This is a genomic window from Halioglobus maricola, from assembly GCF_009388985.1.
Taxonomy (GTDB): Bacteria; Pseudomonadota; Gammaproteobacteria; order Pseudomonadales; family Halieaceae; genus Halioglobus; species Halioglobus maricola.
On record NZ_CP036422.1, the window covers coordinates 183,875 to 200,347 of the forward strand.

The window sequence follows — 16,473 nt, forward strand, 5'->3', positions numbered from 1 at the left end:
GTGGGTGAATGAGTGTATTGCTAAGCGATGGGCGCGTCGGCGAACCACCGGAGCCTGATGACAGCCTGCCATTGCTGCGCCTGGCGTTTCGCCCGTTCTTTTTGTTCGGAGCCGGGTTCAGCGTCATTGCCGTGTTGCTGTGGGCGTCGCTTGTCACTGGACTGAACAGCAATCTGGTTTTTGGCGGTCCGCTATGGTGGCACTCCCATGAAATGCTGTTTGGTTTTGTCGCCGCGATCATCGTTGGCTTCCTGCTCACAGCAGTTCAGACCTGGACAGGACAACCCGGGATTAAAGGAGCGAGCCTGGCTGGCCTGGTCCTGCTCTGGTTGGCCGGTCGGATGCTGCTTCTGGCTCCGCAGGTGGCCCCAGCCTGGTTCGTCAGTGCAGTGGATCTGCTGTTCCTGCCCACAGCCGCTTTCATTCTGGCGTTGCCGATCATCCGGATCAGGCAATGGCGCAATATTGTGTTTCTGCCGATTCTCCTGATGATGACGGTAGCCAATGGCTTCTTCCATTACAGTGTTCTTAACAGCACTGCGTCCAATTCTGCGGTTTCGGCATCGACACTGATGGTGATGTTGGTGACCATTCTTATGACCGTGGTCGCAGGCAGAGTGACTCCCATGTTTACTGCCAATGGTACAGGCACCGAACGCGTGCCACCGCTGGCCTGGCTCGAAAATCTGAGTCCGGTAGTGATGTTGATGGCGTTGGGGGCTGCAATGGCTCCAGCGGGAGTCTGGGCTGCCGCGATACTGGCGGTGGCAGCGCTTTGCCAGGGGTTGCGAGTAGCGCGCTGGCGTACCTGGGTCACGTTTGCAACACCGTTGGTATGGTCATTACATCTCGCGTACTGGGCGATACCGGCGGGGCTGGCGCTCCTAGCGATCGCCAAGCTGGGTTTGGGCTTTAGTCATAGCGAGGCCCTCCATATGTTGACGGTTGGTGCGATGGGCACCATGATTTTGGCGATGATCTCCAGGGTGTCGCTGGGGCATACCGGACGAAAAATTATTGTCGGCCATCTGATGGCTTTCGCGCTGGCAGCGATTTTCTGTGCCGCGCTGGTCCGGGTTTTCGGCAGCAGCGTTGGCCTTGAGTACCGCAGCATGATCTGGCTGGCGACCCTGTTATGGGTGATCGCTTACGGCGCATTTATTATGCGTTATATGGCGATTTTGTTGCGCCCCAGAGTGGATGGCAGGTCGGGTTAAAAAGCCTCGATCCGCCCCGCGATGTCCCAGCCTGTGCTATTTTCTATGGCACTTACTTAACGGGTCCGAAAAATGCCTGAAACCACACCTGCTGTTGCCCGCACCAGCATTCGCGACTCCCTGTTGGTGTTTGCGTCGATTGTTATTATTCTCGCCGGCGCTCGTTATTCTGCCAACGTGCTTGTCCCTTTCCTGCTGGCGGTCTTCATTGCGGTGATTTGTTCTGCGCCGATCCGGATGCTGGCGGCCCGGGGGATGCCACGGAGCCTGGCGGTCACCCTGGTAGGTTTGGCCGCTGTCGGCCTGTTGCTCGCAGTGTTTTTCCTGATCGGTTCTGCAGCAGACGATTTTGCCGCCGCGATGCCTGGCTATGAACAACAGTTCACGGCTCTCGTTGACCGGTGGGCGGCGCGGCTGGAAGGTTGGGGTGTCAGCGTCAGTGAAGAGGGTGTAGCACGAGCACTCGATCCGGCGGCGGTGATGGGATACTTCGGTAGTTTTCTCGGCGGCCTCGGTGATGCACTCGGCAATTTTGTGCTGATTCTGTTCACCGTGCTGTTTATTCTGGCGGACGCTTCCAGTCTACCGGCGAAAATGGCCGCCATGTCCAATGGGCGCGAAACCAGCTATGTGGAGCCAGCGACCGTTTTGCTCTTATCGATGAATAACTATGTCCGCACCAAGGCTTTGGTCAGCGCGCTTACAGGCGGCATCATCTGGGTAGGATTAATCTTGCTGGACACTCCTTTCGCTGCACTCTGGGGCTTCCTCGCATTCCTATTGAATTTTATTCCCAATGTCGGCTCTATTATTGCAGCGGTGCCGCCTGTTTTGTTGTCCCTGCTTGAGGGCAGCCCGCTGTTGACAGGTTCGCTAGTGGCGCTCTATGTCGTGGTTAACATGGTGGTTGGAAATGTCATTGAGCCCCGGTGGATGGGACAGGCAGTCGGGCTATCAACTTTGGCTGTATTTGTATCGTTGGTGTTCTGGGGGTACATGTTCGGTGCTGTGGGTATGTTGTTGTCGGTGCCCTTGACGATGGTGATCAAATTCCTGACGCTGTTGCATCCGCGCAGTGCCTGGTTCGGCATTCTGCTGTCGAACTGGCCACCCAGCGATCAAGCCGCGACGGCGGGTGGCGAAGAGTCGCCCCGGGTCTAGGTTTGAGGGAGGACGGTAAGCGGGCAGCCGGTCTCGACAATCCTCAGGCTCGGATTACGCGCCTGCAATGAGCCGCCGGCCTGATGCATGATGCTCACCCTCAAGAAATCTGTGCGAGGCGGAATTTCCGCAACGACTCGCGCGGTGAACCAATCGTGAGTGCCCATGTGAGGTTCATGTGGGAAGTGTGCTCGCAACACATTCTTGTTGTACTTCTTACCTAACAAGGCGAGCCCACCGCCCAGCTTGAACTTGTGGGGGTGCGTGGACTCGGTGAGATCGAGCTTAAGCTCGGCTGTGTATTCGATGGTCTTTCCCGCCAGGGCTGCCATATCGGGGCTCTGGCTTAACAGGAACCACGGCTCTGAGCCGACCTGAGTGATCTCGAGTGTTCCATCGTTCGCTGAATAGCTGAACGCCTCGCTATTGGCGTGGCCGGATGCACTCCATTTGCGTTCCCGGCGCGGCGCGGCAAGTGTGCGAAACCCCGTATCTTCCAGCAGGTTGCCACTGGCGTAATCGCAACTGGCTGAGGGCGTTGTTTCTGAGCCACAGCTGGCGATGGTGACTGTGGCGATGGCGGCGCACAGATGTTGAACTTTCATTAGCCAGGTCTCCTAGTAGTTATAGCTCGCTTGCAATCCGAGGGGTAAACCCAGTGCCCAATAGGCAAGCAGGAAGCAGGTCCACAGTGTGATAAAAACCACGGAGTAGGGCAGCATCAATGCAGTGACCGTGCCGATACCTGCATTCTTCATATAGCGCTGACAGTAGACAACAACCAGCGGGAAATAGGGCATGAGCGGGGTAATGATATTCGTTGTGGAGTCACCTACCCGATAGGCCGCCTGGGCCAGATCTGGCGAAATGCCCAACTCCATCAGCATGGGTACGAGGATTGGTGCCAGCAGCGCCCACTTGGCTGAGGCTGAGCCGATAAACAGATTCAGAAGACCTGTGAGGACCACGACGCCGGTGATGGTAAGCCCCGCGGGAAGCGCGAGCGCCTTCAGCATCGCCGCCCCCTCCAGTGCCAGCAGAATTCCCATATTCGACTGCGCGAATGAGTACAGGAACTGGGCGATAAAAAACATGATCACCAGGTAATAGGCCATGCTGTGCATCGCCGCGGTCATGCCTTCGATAATATCTCGCGAGGACTTTACGGTGCCGGCCTTCACCCCATAGACGATTGACGGAAGCAGGAAGAAGACGAATATCAGCGGTACGATCGAGCCCATCAGTGGCGCGCCGCGTTCCGTGAGAGAGCCGCCCGCCCCGCGCCATGCCGAACTCTCTGGCCACGCAGATGCTACGAGCGCGACAATACACAAACCCATGGTCCACAGTGCCGCCCGCAGGCCGCTGCGTTCTTTGTCGTTTAGCGCATCCATCGAAGGTAGGCCCTCCAGGTCGCCATCCAGGGGCTGATGTGCCAGCCTTGGCTCGACGACCCGGTCGGTAATAATCCAACCCAGCCCGATGATTACGATCGAGGATGAAGCAGTAAAGAAAAAGTTGTTCAATGGATTGAGTGTGATATCCGGATCGAGAATCTGGGCAGCGGACTGACTGATACCTTGTAGCATCGGGTCAATAGCAGAGGGAACGAAATTGGCAGAGAAACCTCCCGACACGCCGGCAAAAGCGGCTGCGATGCCCGCCAGGGGGTGACGGCCAGCAGCGTAAAAAATGACACCACCCAGCGGAATGACAAGTACATAGCCTGCATCGGCAGCGGTGTGACTGACAATGCCAACCAGAATGACCATGGGCGTGAGCCACGCCTTGCCGGTGACGTTCATCATCGCCCGCAGACCTGTATTGATGAACCCGGTATGCTCGGCGACGCCGATTCCGAGCATCGCAACCAGTACCACGCCTATTGGGTGGAAGTGGGCAAATGTCTTCACCATGCTGGCGAAAAACGCCGTGAGGCTCGCTGGGGCTAGCTGATTGATGATCTTTAGAGGCTCGCCGCTGCGGGGGTCGGTGAGCCCGAAATCGATGTAGCTGAGGCCCCAGGAGAGAAGCCAGGTCACAAAGAGTAGGCCCACGAAAAGCATAGTGGGGTCGGGCAGGCGATTGCCGATGCGTTCGATAGCGCCTAGGACTTTGCCACTGCCAGTGTTCATTTCCTGCTCTCCCTGAGATTTGCCTGAGCGGCACTCTAGCACAGCTGGTCTATACTTGAAGCGACGCAAAAGGAGCATGGCCATGAAATCTGCCGTACTCACGGGGGTAATGGTTTGGCTGGTTGCAAGCAGCACTATTGCGGCACCGCCACCACTCTTTTCCAGTGACAATGCATTCAAGGCGACGCTGACAGCGCCGCTCAGTCAGGCCTATGCCCAGAAGGGACAGGAAAAGCGCCTCTATCTAGATGGGAGTTGGTCATACCTCGAAGATGGGGAGACCGTACGCCTGCCGGTAAAAATTCGCACCCGCGGCAATTATCGACGCAAGGTGTGCAAGTTGCCGCCACTGCAGCTCAACTTTCGCAAGAAGGAATTGCAGGACACTTTGTTTGATGGCCAGAACAAGCTGAAAATGGTCAGCCCCTGCCGTTCCGGCGATAAGTATCAGCAGTTGGTCTATTTGGAATATCTGCTTTACCAACTGTATGCGCTGTTTACTCCCCATTATTTCGAAACACGTATGGTGGAGGTGGGCTATTCCGATCAGGGTGTTGATGGTGCGCACTGGAGCAGCGTTAACTTCCTACTCGAAGATGTAGATGACATGGCCGCTAGATCCAATATGGAAGAAGTGGAAATCGTTACGCCAAAACGGCAGCAATTGGATCTTGGCGAGACAGCGTTGCTTGAGCTTTTTCAGTATCTCATCGGTAACGCCGATTACTCCAGCCTCCGCGCCGCTCCAGGCGAAGACTGCTGCCATAATGTAAAACTAATTGCGCCTGAAGGAGCCGACAGCGGGTTTATACCGGTCGCCTACGACTTCGATTCGACCGGGCTGATCAATGCGCCCTATGCGACACCTCCCGAGAGCTTGCCCATTGAAGAGGTGACCCAGCGCTACTTCACCGGTTGGTGTAAGGAAGAGGCACGATTTATCGAGGCGCGTGCGCGATTAAACGCCGAGCGAGAAGCCGCGCTGGCGCTGTTCTCTGAGTTCGAACTGCTTGAAAAGAAGTACCGCAAGCGAGCAGTCAGTTATTTGGAAAAATCCTATAAGACGCTCAACAATGAGCGGATGTTCAAGCGTTACATCCTCGAGCGCTGCCGCGGGGATGTGATCAAGGGCTGATGTCAGTTCCCGGAGTGCTTGCCTGTGCTTCGGCTTCCTTGCGTGCCCGCTTCTCCCGCTTGCGCCTGGCCTGATGGTGGGAGTCGAGGCCGTCGCCGAACAGGCACACCAGCAATGTGGCGTAGTTGAAAAACAGAGTCAGGACGAACGCGATATCCAGCGCCTTTATGCCGGCGGCAATGCCGACCGCGATTGCTACGAAGATGAACAGTGTGTCGAAGGTGTCGCTCAACGCGCGGCGAAACTGCACCCCAGCGACGATGCCGGCGAGGCTGAAGGCGAGTGCGAGACTATGTTGTACCACCATTACGATCCCGGCGACGACAGCGGGTAGGATGAGAGTTGTCTCATCGAGGGACTGGTCGTGCTCACCCTCGGTATGAATACCTTTGGATAACCAGGAAACCGGCAGCATCAGTAATACTGCGCCCAGCATGGAGAGGAAAAGGGCGCGAGCGTCGCCGAAACGAAAGGCTCCGGTAGCAACTTGTTCGCGCAGCGTGTCCTCTACCTCGTCCATGTCGTCGTTGAGGAAGGCGTCCTCGAATTCACGAGCGCCAGGGTCGTGCACGCCCGACAGGTCGGCGACCCCGCCCACTGGCAAGTGCTGCATTAAATCCGGTTGAATGACGGCGAGCGCATAGAGCAGGCAGCCCAGTACGACGTAGTAAATACTGATGCGCGCCATGAGTCGCCACAGCAGTCCTTTGCTCGGGGGATTTACCGCGTCTTCATCGTTCACAACTTGCCCTCAAACGGCGGGTGGGTTCTCCCAATGTAGCGGAACGCGGCAACCCCCGCCAGCCCACTCGCTGCCAGGGTATAGCCGAGGCCGCCAAGTGCCATGGCGTTTATGGAAACACCGGCATCGATCATCCAGCCCATGGCTACTGGTGTGACAGCCGTGGCGAAAACCATGGTAAAGGTGGTGACGGACTTGATTGACCCCAAATGCAGGGTGCCGTACATGTCGGCATAGAAGGGTGAAGACACAGTGGAGTAGAAGCCTACACTGATTCCCATCAGGCACATGAAGACGATGGCAGCAGTAAATTGGTCGGTCATGGCGATTGCCAGAAGACCAAATCCCAAAGGAAGACAGACCAGCGGCACCATTCGCACGGCGCCCCAGCGGTCAACCACAACGCCGGCAATGAGCTTACATCCGGTGGAGGTCAGGGCGTAAACAATATACAAGCTTGCCCATGCTGTGAGGTCCCACGCTTTCGCCTCAACAAGGTGAACCTGGTGGAACATAAACCCTGTGAAAAGCAGCGGCTGGGCCAGCAGTGCAGGAAGGAACAGGTAGAAGGCGCTATCGCGCAACACTTCTGCCCGGGTCCACTGGCGGCTGGCGACTCCGTCGCTGGCGCCTTGCCCGGTGCCGATCGACGCGAGGTACTTGTCGTGTCGTTCGGTGTGCTCATGCAACATGAAACGGGTGATGAGGGGTACGGCAATTAACAGAGCACAACCCCAGAATATCCACGAGAGCCGCCAGCCGAGGATCGCCATGAGCGCGATAACCAGCGAGGGGAGTATGGCCTCAGACAGGGAATAGCCTATGCCACTGATCGCGCTGGCTTTGCCCCGGTAGCGATCCAGGTAGCGCACCATGGTGGTGGACCCCGCCATACTCATCAGGCCCTGGCCGAGGTGACGCAGGGTCAGAATGGCCACAAAGAGCAGCGCAACGCCATTCGTCCCGGCCATCAACAGGCATCCCAACGCAAGGCCAACGGCGACCGCGTAGGCGTATTGGCGAAGGTCCAGGCGATCTATCAGCGACCCTGTCTTCAGCAGGAGCAATGCGCTTGCGAGTGTGGCAGCAGAGTAGATGCCGCCAAACTCGCCGTGGCTCAACCCGATTTCGTCCCGGATCTCACCGCTGAACAGCCCTATAAAATAGGTTTGTCCAAGGCTGGAACCAAACGTCATGGTGAAGCCGAAGAGCAGCAAGCGCCACTCTTCGCGGATCAGTGGGAGGAAGGACTTCATTGGCCGGATTATGACAGGGCGGCTAATGATTACCCAGTGCTACAGCGGTTTACCGGTATTCAGGTGCCGGTAGCTTGCGCCGGTTTGCGGATGGGATCGATAAGCGGCACGGTGTCTATTACCCAGTCCAGGTCGTCGCGCTCGCGTCGCAACGGCGAGGGAATCACCAGCGCCTTGCGGCCGTCGAATTTCTCTGCCGCCTCGCTGTCGATTTTCCAGCCCTTTTCTTCGATCAGTTTGCGACGGGCAGAGCGGAAACTGGACATGAATTTGTCGTCCTTGACCGAGAGTTCGTTGGCCAAGCTGTCCGGCAGGTAGTTCGGTGAGGCGGCTTCTACAATGGCGGTGTCTTCGGCGAGAATTTTGCGAAGGCGTTTGCGAGAGCCTTTGTCGAATATGTTCTGTTTGAAGAAATTGCGAAACTGCAATGCAAAGGTGCGGGTGGTGTGTTCGTCAATAGGGGTGTTGGCGTCGAACATGATCAGCGACATCTTTTCGTTGAGGTCGATCTGTATTCGCACCAGCATGCCGGACAGATTCCACTCCGGCTTGGTGACCGTGGGTTGTCTGTCCTTGCGGATTCGCCTGCGCAGGAAATTCTCCTTCATTTGCGGCGGGTACTGCACGTTCTCTGAATAGCCCCAGTGCTCTCCCTTCTCAACTTTGACAATCTGATTTTCCTGGGCGGTGGCCTCCATGCCGAAGATAGGGTGCACGAAGGATGCGTGGGCAATATCAATGCCGTTCTCAACGACCCGGGCGGCCTCTGCTTTCCAGGTCCACTCATCAGAAATGAGCTTCCAGTTGTCGTCGCCGTACTCCGGGAGTTCAGGAATGGGGAAGCGCTCTTCTTCCGGCTGGTCGCCCAGGAACACCCAGATCATGCCGTAGCGCTCTTCGGTTGGGTAGGCATCAATGCGTGCCTTATCGGGAATGTTGAAATCCTCACCTTCCGACGGGATGTGTTCAACCTTGCCCTCGCCACTGAAACGCCAGCCGTGGTAGGGGCAGGCAACACAGTCGCCTTTGGTCCAGCCGCCGCTCAGGGAGCCACCGCGGTGCAGGCAGATATCGCTGAGGCAATTGACCTTGCCCCTGGTGTCACGGAACAGAACGAACTTGCGCCCGAGCATTTGTACTTTAACGGGTTTATCGGTAACCGCGTGCGACCACTCGGCCACGTACCACAGGTTGATCAACACGGTTGATATCTCCAAGTTTTCATGGGGTATGGCTATTTAGGCTCACTGTAGAGATTTGGCTCAGCCAGTTCCTGACAAAAGTCAAGATTCTCGCTGATAGCCGCGACGTATACTGGGGCATCTTGAAACGCCGCGCCCTGCGCGGATGCTGGACTGACAAATAATATGAATCCAAAGGTGAGGGCTTTTTTTCGTGTTGCCGCCGTGCCGGGGGCAACGGCCCCCTATGATCGGGTGAGCATGAAAATCTACTATCCCTGTACCTATGGGGATACGCCCGAAGAACGGAATAGTGGTGTGGTGCCCGCGGCTGAAGATTCGGCGCCCTATCCAGTCGTGATTCTGCTCCCCGGTATCAACCTCGGTCCAGAGGGTTGTGCCTGGCTGGCCCGGCAATTGGCGCTTGCGGGAGCGATTACTGTCGCTTGCACTGCGATAGCTGAGGAGATGCCTGGATATATCAGCATCAGCCCCGGTTTGTTGTTTGAGCAATTGTCACCGGGCGGATTTGGGCGTGCCCCGAGTTGTTCGCTGCTACAGCCGGTGATGGATGAATTGGCCGCAGTGCAACAGGCATCTGTGCTCGCGGGATTGCTCGATCTTGACCGTATTATTCTCGGAGGGCATTCAGCGGGAGGTACTGCTGCATTGCTGAATGCTAATCCGGAGTGGTTCCCGGGCGTGTGCGGGGTTTTCTCGTACGCGGCTCATACCGGTGCTTCTGTCGCTCTGGGCTGGCCGGCGGAAACTGTACTGCGGTTGCCCGCGACGCTTCCCACGCTGTTACTTGCGGGCGACCGCGATGGGGTGATAGCAGCCTCTGCCCATCGTTACGGCAGAGAGGGCGCCGACCCGTTACATACTGTTTGCCGGACCTTCGATGAGGGCGTCCACGACTGTGGTGGCCGCAGTTACCTCATGGTGCTGGCCGGGGCGACACACTTTACCTGTGCCGACCCTCATGATGGGACCACCGGGCGCGAGTTCCTCGATTGGGACAGCGATGCAGACCAGGCAGAGTTGCGCGGATTGATGGGCCAGCTGATAGCAGATTTTGTTGCCGCAACTGCGCGCGCTGACGAGCGTGCTGTAAGTCGCTTGCAGGATGCGCAATGCGACTCCCGCCTGGCGCTGGTGAAAAGTCGCTGATGAGGGAGCAGGACATTTTACCCGGCGAGCAGACTAGTCTGTGCGCCCCAATATCAACCAGGTTCAGTATTAATCAGTTTCGCAGAACGAATCCTTTGAGTATCGACATCTATTGAGATACGTTTGATTTTGCGAGTGTGAATAGCCGTGATAATGCGGCTGGAAAAACGACGACAACGCGAGTAGTGAATGATGAAAAACAAACTTTGGGTGGCTTTATCTCTGATCGCAACAACAGCTGCGCCTGGCACACAGGTATTTGCTCAAGACGTGCAGTTGGAAGAGATCCTGGTAACTGCGAGGAAGCGCCTGGAGAACCTGCAGGATATCCCGGTTTCAGTGTCTGCCTTTACCAGCGAGACGATCACAGCGCGCGATATTCGCACTCTGGAGGACCTGGCCGGAGCCACCACCGGTCTCGTGTTTGAAAATTATGCCACCTCGGGCCTGTCTGCTGCGCCGATTATTCGTGGCATGTCTCTGCCCTTCACAACGGCCCGAGAGCAGAATACAGCGGTATTTCTCGATGGGATCTACTTGCAGCGTCAATCTATGTTGAACCCCGGGTTGGTTGAAATGGAGCGAATCGAGGTCGTCAAAGGCCCGCAGAGCGCGGTCTATGGCCGTAACGCGTTTGCCGGCGCGATCAACTATGTGACGAAGGGCCCTACCGACGAGTTGGAAGGTTTTGCAGGGCTGACCTATGGCACCGATGATCGTTTCGATTACTCGGCGGCAGTCGGTGGCCCAATTATAGAAGATCGCTTGCTGGGCCGAGTGTCCTACAGCGCCAGTGAATTTGACGGTCATACAGACAATGAGCACCCCTACGCAGGTATCGATCCCAGCGGCGACAATACCGAAGATAAACTAGGTGGTTGGGATGACGAGGTTTTTTCCGCCGCGCTGCAGTATAACGCTGGAGACACACTCTCTTTCGAAGTCAGCTATTTCAAGAACGAGTCAAAGCGTGAACCACAGGCGTTTCACAACCTGGATGGCGCGCGCCAGTTCGATGGTACTGACCCGGAGAATACGCTCAATTGCCTCGATTCCACAACGACGACCAGCAGCGGTGTTCTCCCGGTCGAAGTGAGCGGCTATCACGCGTATTGCGGCGAGATTCCTTATGAGCCGGTATATCGCGATGATCTCGCTGCTCTGGGTTATGAAAACGATATTATCGTCGACCCTCGCAGTTTTGCCGTCCATTCCGAAACTGAGTTGTTTACGGCTCGCATGGAGTGGGATTTTAGCGCCAACTGGTCGATGAAGTACCTGTTCGGCTATACCGATCACTCCGGGGGTGGAACGGGCACTCAGGCTGATCACAAGAGCCTTCTGGGAGAGGGTATTACCACCGGTGTACTGGGTTTTGATCCTGAAACCGGCATCATCTTTGACTACACCGATTCAACTATTTTTAATTCCAACCCTGAAGAAGAGCTTGAGGCATCTTCCCATGAGGTGCAGCTAGCATGGGACGGTGGCGGTGATTGGCAGTTCCGCGGTGGCCTCTACTATTCTGAAATTGAGGACGCTAACTGGAATCGCTTCTTTTTCAGTGAGCCGTGTAATTCCCAGGAGAGTTGTCAGGCAGGAGTCGAGGATGGTGACCCTGCATTACCCGATAATTTCCTCCCTGGTTCCGGGCATGCGCTACGTGGCTCCGAGACCTACTATGAAGATGATATTTATGCCCTGTTTGCTGAGGCTGTCTGGAACGTCTCAGAGCAGTTAACGGTAGGTGTTGAAGCTCGCTACACTTATGAAGACAAGACATTCGAGCAGATAAACGGTGTTTTTGGAACTGAGGCCACTGCCGATGGCGGTGAAGATTTTAACTACTTCACGCCTCGTTTCACGGTCCAGTACCAGTTGAGCGATTACCGCATGCTTTACAGCACGCTGGCCAAGGGTGTCAAAACAGGCGGCTTTAACCCGGTAGATCCCGAGGTCAACCCTCAGCAGCAAGTCTATGATGAGGAAGAGAACTGGACGTTGGAAGCAGGTAGCAAAAACACTGTGCTCGATGGAGCGCTTCTACTCAATGTCGCTGCCTACTATATCCAGTGGTCTGACCAGCAGGGGATTGAAGCCGCTGCCGATCCGGATGGCTTTGCTCCGGATGTGATCGGCAATATTGGTGATGTAGAGATCTGGGGCCTGGAACTCGAGACTGTTTATAATCTCAATGAATCCTGGGCGATTGATGCGGGCCTCTCTTATACCGATCCCGAGTACGATGAAGCCATTTATTCACCAGCAGTAAACGACGCCAACTCATCCTTCGGTTGTGACGATATCACCTGCCCCTCAGATGGCGATGTCAGTGGCAACGTGCTGGCTCGGACGTCTAAAGAGCAAGCTCAGCTCGGTATTACCTATCGCGCAGAAATGAGCGGCTGGGACCTGAGCGCGCGTCTGGATGCTAACTATCGCTCCAAGATGTATGCAACGCCGCTCAATCTGGCTGACAACGGCAGCCGCACTCTCGCCAATTTGTCGGTGAGCTTGCGCGATGAACACTGGGACCTGACGCTTTGGGGCAAGAATATTTTCGACGAGGAATACGTGGCTAACTCCTTCGTGCTGCCCTCTTTCAGCGGCTATATCGTTGGCCTTGGGCCGAAAGCGACTTGGGGCCTGAACGCGCGATACAACTTCTAGGCTCAGCTAGCCTGCATGAAAGATACGACAGGGTGCTTCTCTGTTAGTACCGGGGGACAGGAAATCAAGTATGTGGGACAAGGAACTCTTTGCTACCCAACTGGTAGGTAGCTATACCAAACCCGCTTGGCTGGCTGATCACAACAAGGTCTATGCCCGCGAAGGCACCTGGTGGAAAATTCCCGAGGAAGATCGCGCCATGGCGATCGATGACGCGGTTCGCCTTGCGGTGTACGACCAGAATGCCGCCGGGATGACGTTCGCCACCGATGGCGAGATTCGTCGTCAGACCTTCAGTGGTCACTTCTATAGCCTGGGCGGGCTCGATCAGGACAATCCCGCCGAGTTTACTAACTTCCACAACGACATCACCGCCTATCTGGAGATGAAGCGTAAGGCAACCAATGTAGGCGCCGACCTCGAGAAAGATGACGCGCCCAAGGAGTCACCGAAGGTGCTCTTTCCGGCGGTGCGTGACAAGATTTCCTGGCCTGGCCCGATGGTGGTGGACGACATTCCTTTCCTCAAGCGGTATGCAACTAACAAGACCAAGATTACTGTGATCGGTCCGGTGACCCTGTCTTATCGTGTTGTCGATACGGGTGTTTATGGCAGTCATCAGGAGTTGTGCTTTGCAATTGCAGATGCCTTGAATCAGGAGCTGAAAGCGCTGGCCGCCGCGGGCGTTGATCTCATTCAGATAGACGAGCCGGAAGTGCACTTTCGCTACAGCCAATGTAAGGAATTTGCAGTCGAGGCGATCAACCGTATGGTACGAGGTGTCGAGAGCATGACCTCGGTGCACGTGTGCTATGGCTACTCCAAGAATATTGCACTCAAGGAGCCCAGCCCAATTTATCCCAAGGCCGTCAGTTTGATCGCAGAGTCGGATGTGGATGCTCTGCACACCGAATATGCTCAGCCTGGTCACACGCCTGACTTTCTCGAGTCGGTGAAGGGCAAGCCAGTCGCGATCGGTGTGCTCAATCTCGACCCCGATGGGGAAGTGGAGCAAACTGCATCCATCGTCGAGATGATCGAGGGCGCCATGCAGGTGGTATCCAAAGAACAAATCAGCCTTGCCCCGGATTGCGGCATGTGGTTTCTGCCGCGGGAATTCGCACTGGCGAAACTCAAGTCGATGTGTGACGCCGCGGCGCTATTGCGCAGTAAGTACGCCTGATACAAAGGTCAATTGTGATATTCTTGACATAGGTGTCGGGGATATAACGTGTTGAAGTTTTTGCTGGTCCCGGCCTTGCTGCTACTGCCATGGGTGGTGGGAGTCTTGCTGTTGCGAGGTGTCTCCGCCCGGTTCGGAAATTCCCAGCTCCACTGGGCAAGTCAGCTAGGCTACGGGTATTTCTTGGGGGTCGCAGGCCTCACAGTGCTTTTACGCGTTAGCGTATGGGCCATTGGTGGATTTGACCTTCCAGCCGTTTTGTTCGCGCTTGTCGTTTTGGCCGTGGCCGGATGCGCTTTGGCGCGCAACGTCCCTCAGCCTGCCCGACCTGTTGTAGCGCTTTCTAGTCGACTGGATCATTGGGAATTTCTTCTCCTTTGTTTGATCGCTTGTCATCTCCTGTTGTCTTTCATCGAAGTTCTGCATTTGCCTACCTACCCGTGGGACGCTTGGCTCAACTGGGCCTACAGGGCCCGAGTTTGGGCTGAGGCCGGCACCCTGATTCCTTTCGATTCACCGGAGACCTGGGTGACTGGAAGTGGATTAGCCAGCTACAACGTAGCGGGCCATCACTACCCGTTGTTTGTATCACTGATGGCGGTATCGATTGCCCTTCCCGCCGGCGATTGGAATGACTCCCTGGTCCATCTGCCGACCCTGCTGTGCGGCACAGCATTGCTTTTGGGTTGCTACGGCCAGTGCCGCGAATTTGGTATTTCACGGCGCAACGCCCTCGTGGGTGTTTATCTTCTCATTTCGATTCCGCTTTTAGCTGCTCATATGTCGCTGGCCGGTCAGGCTGACATCTGGATGGCCGGCTATGTAGGGCTAGGTCTTGTCTGTTTGTTATTTGCCTATGTGCGGGAAGATCGACGGCAGCTCTTGCTGGGCCTTGTGATGATGCTGCTCGCGCTCCAGGTGAAGCGAGAGGCACTTATCTGGTTGCCGTTGGCGGTTGCTGTGCTCGGAATCTGCTGGCGTCCCCGGCTGGCTTTGGCCGTGTTTTTGAGTGTCTTATTGCTGGCGATTCTCGCCGGCGTATCGGGTATTACCTATGTCGATATCCCGGGCCTGGGCGCAGTAGGCGTTGAGGGTGCCATGCTCCGCCTGCCGGGTATAGGCGTCTATCGGCTTAGTGAGTTCGACTTGTTGGATGACTACTGGGACAACTTCTTTGTGCTCGGGAACTGGCATTTGCTCTGGACGCTATTGGCGTTCACCGTTATTGCCTTACCGTGGCTACCCTGTGCGCGTACGCGTACGTTCCTCGCTGCGTTTTATTTGTCTCTGGCGTCGTGTCTGATCGTAATGTTCCAGTTCACCAGCGCGGGGCAATGGGCTGAGGACTGGACCGCCATAAATCGATTGCCGTTGCAGTTTCTGCCGCTATTTGTGGTCGCGATTATGTTGATAGCTCAAGACTTTGGGGCAGTTACTTTGCGAAAGCCCGTGGTGAGGGACTACATAGCCCCAGCGCTTGGAGTTGTCGCCATGGGTCTGGTTCTATTCTGTGTGGTTTATTTGCCAGGCGACGGCAAGGCCTCCAGACCCATTTTCGCCCAGGGCAGTGACATGAATATCGTAGTGGGTGCTGGCTCAAGCAATGGCCAAAGCAGTAGGGTAGAGGAGTTTGCCAATGGTGTGGCAATCGTTTCTTCCGGGGCCAGGTTGATAGATGCAGGACAGTACGATTTGGCGAAAGTCACCCTGTCTGGAAATAATCGAGCAGAGCCGGCATTTTTTTGGCGGAATGGATATTCAGAACAAGATCTGCATTCGATTTGGCTGCCCGGCCCCGGGGAGCACTGGGTTGATCTATCAGCTAATAGCAACTGGCGAGACAGGGTCCGTGAGTTTGGTGTCATTTTTTATGCGGACGGGGGTCGTTCTGCGCAGCTGGAGTCGGTAGAGCTTTTCTCGGCCTCTACTCTTTTACGAGCTCAAAAGCTGGTCAGGGACTGGCGACAGCCTCAGTATTGGACCCAAAGCTCTCTCCATTTCCTCCGCGCCGGGTCTTCAGAAAGTGCGGTCTCACTGCCGCTTTTAGCGGCTATCATCCTGGGGGCAGCCTTTATTTCGCACCTGCTATTGCGGGGAAATCCTGTGGCCAACCCAGTGCTGGTATTGTTGGCCCTGGTGGTATGGCTAATCTTGGATGCACGCTGGCTTGAAAATCGAGTGCATCAGGCTATGCGCACCGTCGATGTCCAGAGCTTGCTCTCGTCGCGACACCTGGATACTGAAGGTGACCGCTTGGCCTGGACTCTGGTGGACGGTGTTAAGGATAAGTTGGCGCTGCCCCCTGCTCGAATTTTGGTGATGTCCGAAGATCCTTCTATGCGTTTTGAAATGTTACGCGCCAAGTACCACATGCTACCTGCAGCTGCCTGGGTACATGAAGGAGACCTGGCAACCGCACCTTTACGGCATATGGATCAACTACTGATTCTTCGTCGTCATCGCGCCGCCACGGATTATTTGCCGTTGCAGGCGGATGAGTTGCTGCGCCGGATTGAAAACCCAGGCGGTCAAAAAGCGACATTGATCCAGGACTTGCCCGCGGCGATGCTGATAGACTTGCCGAAAAATGCTCGCGTTAAGCGAGTGTTTAATGAGTAGAGCG

Annotated in this window: 13 protein-coding genes; 7 read left to right on the forward strand and 6 right to left on the reverse strand. The window is 55.9% G+C overall.

Annotated features, from left to right (window positions below):
- The first annotated feature begins 8 nt into the window (after positions 1-8).
- Positions 9-1,217 carry an NnrS family protein gene (locus EY643_RS00825; RefSeq protein ID WP_152660416.1) on the forward strand — a complete coding sequence of 403 codons (1,209 nt, stop codon included), beginning with the start codon at positions 9-11 and terminating at the stop codon, positions 1,215-1,217.
- Between the two features lie 72 nt (positions 1,218-1,289).
- Positions 1,290-2,378: an AI-2E family transporter gene (locus EY643_RS00830; RefSeq protein ID WP_152660417.1), complete on the forward strand. Its 1,089-nt coding sequence runs from the start codon at positions 1,290-1,292 to the stop codon at positions 2,376-2,378.
- Here the strand turns inward: EY643_RS00830 and EY643_RS00835 are convergent.
- Together EY643_RS00835 and EY643_RS00840 are read right to left on the reverse strand one after the other, a co-directional pair.
- A complete protein-coding gene (locus tag EY643_RS00835; protein WP_152660418.1) occupies positions 2,375-2,983 on the reverse strand; it encodes a hypothetical protein in 609 nt (202 codons plus the stop codon). The two genes, EY643_RS00830 and EY643_RS00835, sit on opposite strands and share 4 nt — an antisense overlap.
- 12 nt (positions 2,984-2,995) lie before the next feature.
- Positions 2,996-4,513 (reverse strand): AbgT family transporter, encoded by a 1,518-nt coding sequence (locus EY643_RS00840; protein WP_152660419.1) that lies wholly within the window; start codon positions 4,511-4,513, stop codon positions 2,996-2,998.
- Between the two features lie 82 nt (positions 4,514-4,595).
- On the opposite strand from EY643_RS00840, the gene EY643_RS00845 reads away from it, so the two are divergent.
- Positions 4,596-5,648 carry a hypothetical protein gene (locus EY643_RS00845; protein WP_152660420.1) on the forward strand — a complete coding sequence of 351 codons (1,053 nt, stop codon included), beginning with the start codon at positions 4,596-4,598 and terminating at the stop codon, positions 5,646-5,648.
- On the opposite strand, the gene EY643_RS00850 is transcribed toward EY643_RS00845, so the two are convergent.
- Genes EY643_RS00850 through EY643_RS00860 form a run of 3 tightly spaced genes read right to left on the reverse strand, consistent with a single transcriptional unit; the run spans position 5,638 to position 8,848 of the window.
- On the reverse strand, positions 5,638-6,390 hold the full coding sequence (locus EY643_RS00850) for a DUF4956 domain-containing protein (RefSeq protein ID WP_240732786.1): 753 nt from the start codon (positions 6,388-6,390) through the stop codon (positions 5,638-5,640). The two genes, EY643_RS00845 and EY643_RS00850, sit on opposite strands and share 11 nt — an antisense overlap.
- Entirely contained in the window at positions 6,387-7,646 is a 1,260-nt protein-coding gene (locus tag EY643_RS00855) for an MFS transporter (protein ID WP_152660421.1), read from the reverse strand. Before EY643_RS00855 ends, EY643_RS00850 begins: the two co-directional genes overlap by 4 nt.
- 59 nt (positions 7,647-7,705) lie before the next feature.
- Positions 7,706-8,848: an aromatic ring-hydroxylating dioxygenase subunit alpha gene (locus tag EY643_RS00860; protein ID WP_152660422.1), complete on the reverse strand. Its 1,143-nt coding sequence runs from the start codon at positions 8,846-8,848 to the stop codon at positions 7,706-7,708.
- A gap of 165 nt (positions 8,849-9,013) precedes the next feature.
- Between EY643_RS00860 and EY643_RS00865 the strand changes: the two genes are divergently transcribed.
- From EY643_RS00865 to EY643_RS00875, 3 genes are all read left to right on the forward strand, one after another.
- Positions 9,014-9,997 (forward strand): alpha/beta hydrolase, encoded by a 984-nt coding sequence (locus EY643_RS00865; RefSeq protein WP_205743115.1) that lies wholly within the window; start codon positions 9,014-9,016, stop codon positions 9,995-9,997.
- A 192-nt stretch (positions 9,998-10,189) separates the two neighbouring features.
- Positions 10,190-12,667, forward strand: coding sequence for a TonB-dependent receptor (locus EY643_RS00870; RefSeq protein ID WP_205743116.1), 2,478 nt, complete (start codon positions 10,190-10,192; stop codon positions 12,665-12,667).
- A gap of 70 nt (positions 12,668-12,737) precedes the next feature.
- Positions 12,738-13,850 carry a cobalamin-independent methionine synthase II family protein gene (locus tag EY643_RS00875; RefSeq protein ID WP_152660425.1) on the forward strand — a complete coding sequence of 371 codons (1,113 nt, stop codon included), beginning with the start codon at positions 12,738-12,740 and terminating at the stop codon, positions 13,848-13,850.
- 210 nt (positions 13,851-14,060) lie between these two features.
- Here the strand turns inward: EY643_RS00875 and EY643_RS19610 are convergent, their stop codons facing one another.
- Positions 14,061-14,276 carry a hypothetical protein gene (locus EY643_RS19610; protein WP_205743117.1) on the reverse strand — a complete coding sequence of 72 codons (216 nt, stop codon included), beginning with the start codon at positions 14,274-14,276 and terminating at the stop codon, positions 14,061-14,063.
- 102 nt (positions 14,277-14,378) lie between these two features.
- On the opposite strand from EY643_RS19610, the gene EY643_RS00880 reads away from it, so the two are divergent.
- Positions 14,379-16,469, forward strand: a complete 2,091-nt coding sequence (locus EY643_RS00880) for a hypothetical protein (RefSeq protein WP_152660426.1) — start codon at positions 14,379-14,381, stop codon at positions 16,467-16,469.
- Positions 16,470-16,473: the final 4 nt, after the last annotated feature.

Bases quoted from the DNA above. Each gene is read 5' to 3' on its own strand.
- EY643_RS00825 (WP_152660416.1), top strand. From the start codon at position 9: ATGAGTGTATTGCTAAGCGATGGGCGCGTCGGCGAACCACCGGAGCCT.
- EY643_RS00830 (WP_152660417.1), top strand. From the start codon at position 1,290: ATGCCTGAAACCACACCTGCTGTTGCCCGCACCAGCATTCGCGACTCC.
- EY643_RS00835 (WP_152660418.1), bottom strand. From the start codon at position 2,983: ATGAAAGTTCAACATCTGTGCGCCGCCATCGCCACAGTCACCATCGCC.
- EY643_RS00840 (WP_152660419.1), bottom strand. From the start codon at position 4,513: ATGAACACTGGCAGTGGCAAAGTCCTAGGCGCTATCGAACGCATCGGC.
- EY643_RS00845 (WP_152660420.1), top strand. From the start codon at position 4,596: ATGAAATCTGCCGTACTCACGGGGGTAATGGTTTGGCTGGTTGCAAGC.
- EY643_RS00855 (WP_152660421.1), bottom strand. From the start codon at position 7,646: ATGAAGTCCTTCCTCCCACTGATCCGCGAAGAGTGGCGCTTGCTGCTC.
- EY643_RS00865 (WP_205743115.1), top strand. From the start codon at position 9,014: ATGAATCCAAAGGTGAGGGCTTTTTTTCGTGTTGCCGCCGTGCCGGGG.
- EY643_RS00870 (WP_205743116.1), top strand. From the start codon at position 10,190: ATGAAAAACAAACTTTGGGTGGCTTTATCTCTGATCGCAACAACAGCT.
- EY643_RS00875 (WP_152660425.1), top strand. From the start codon at position 12,738: ATGTGGGACAAGGAACTCTTTGCTACCCAACTGGTAGGTAGCTATACC.
- EY643_RS19610 (WP_205743117.1), bottom strand. From the start codon at position 14,276: ATGCAGAACTTCGATGAAAGACAACAGGAGATGACAAGCGATCAAACA.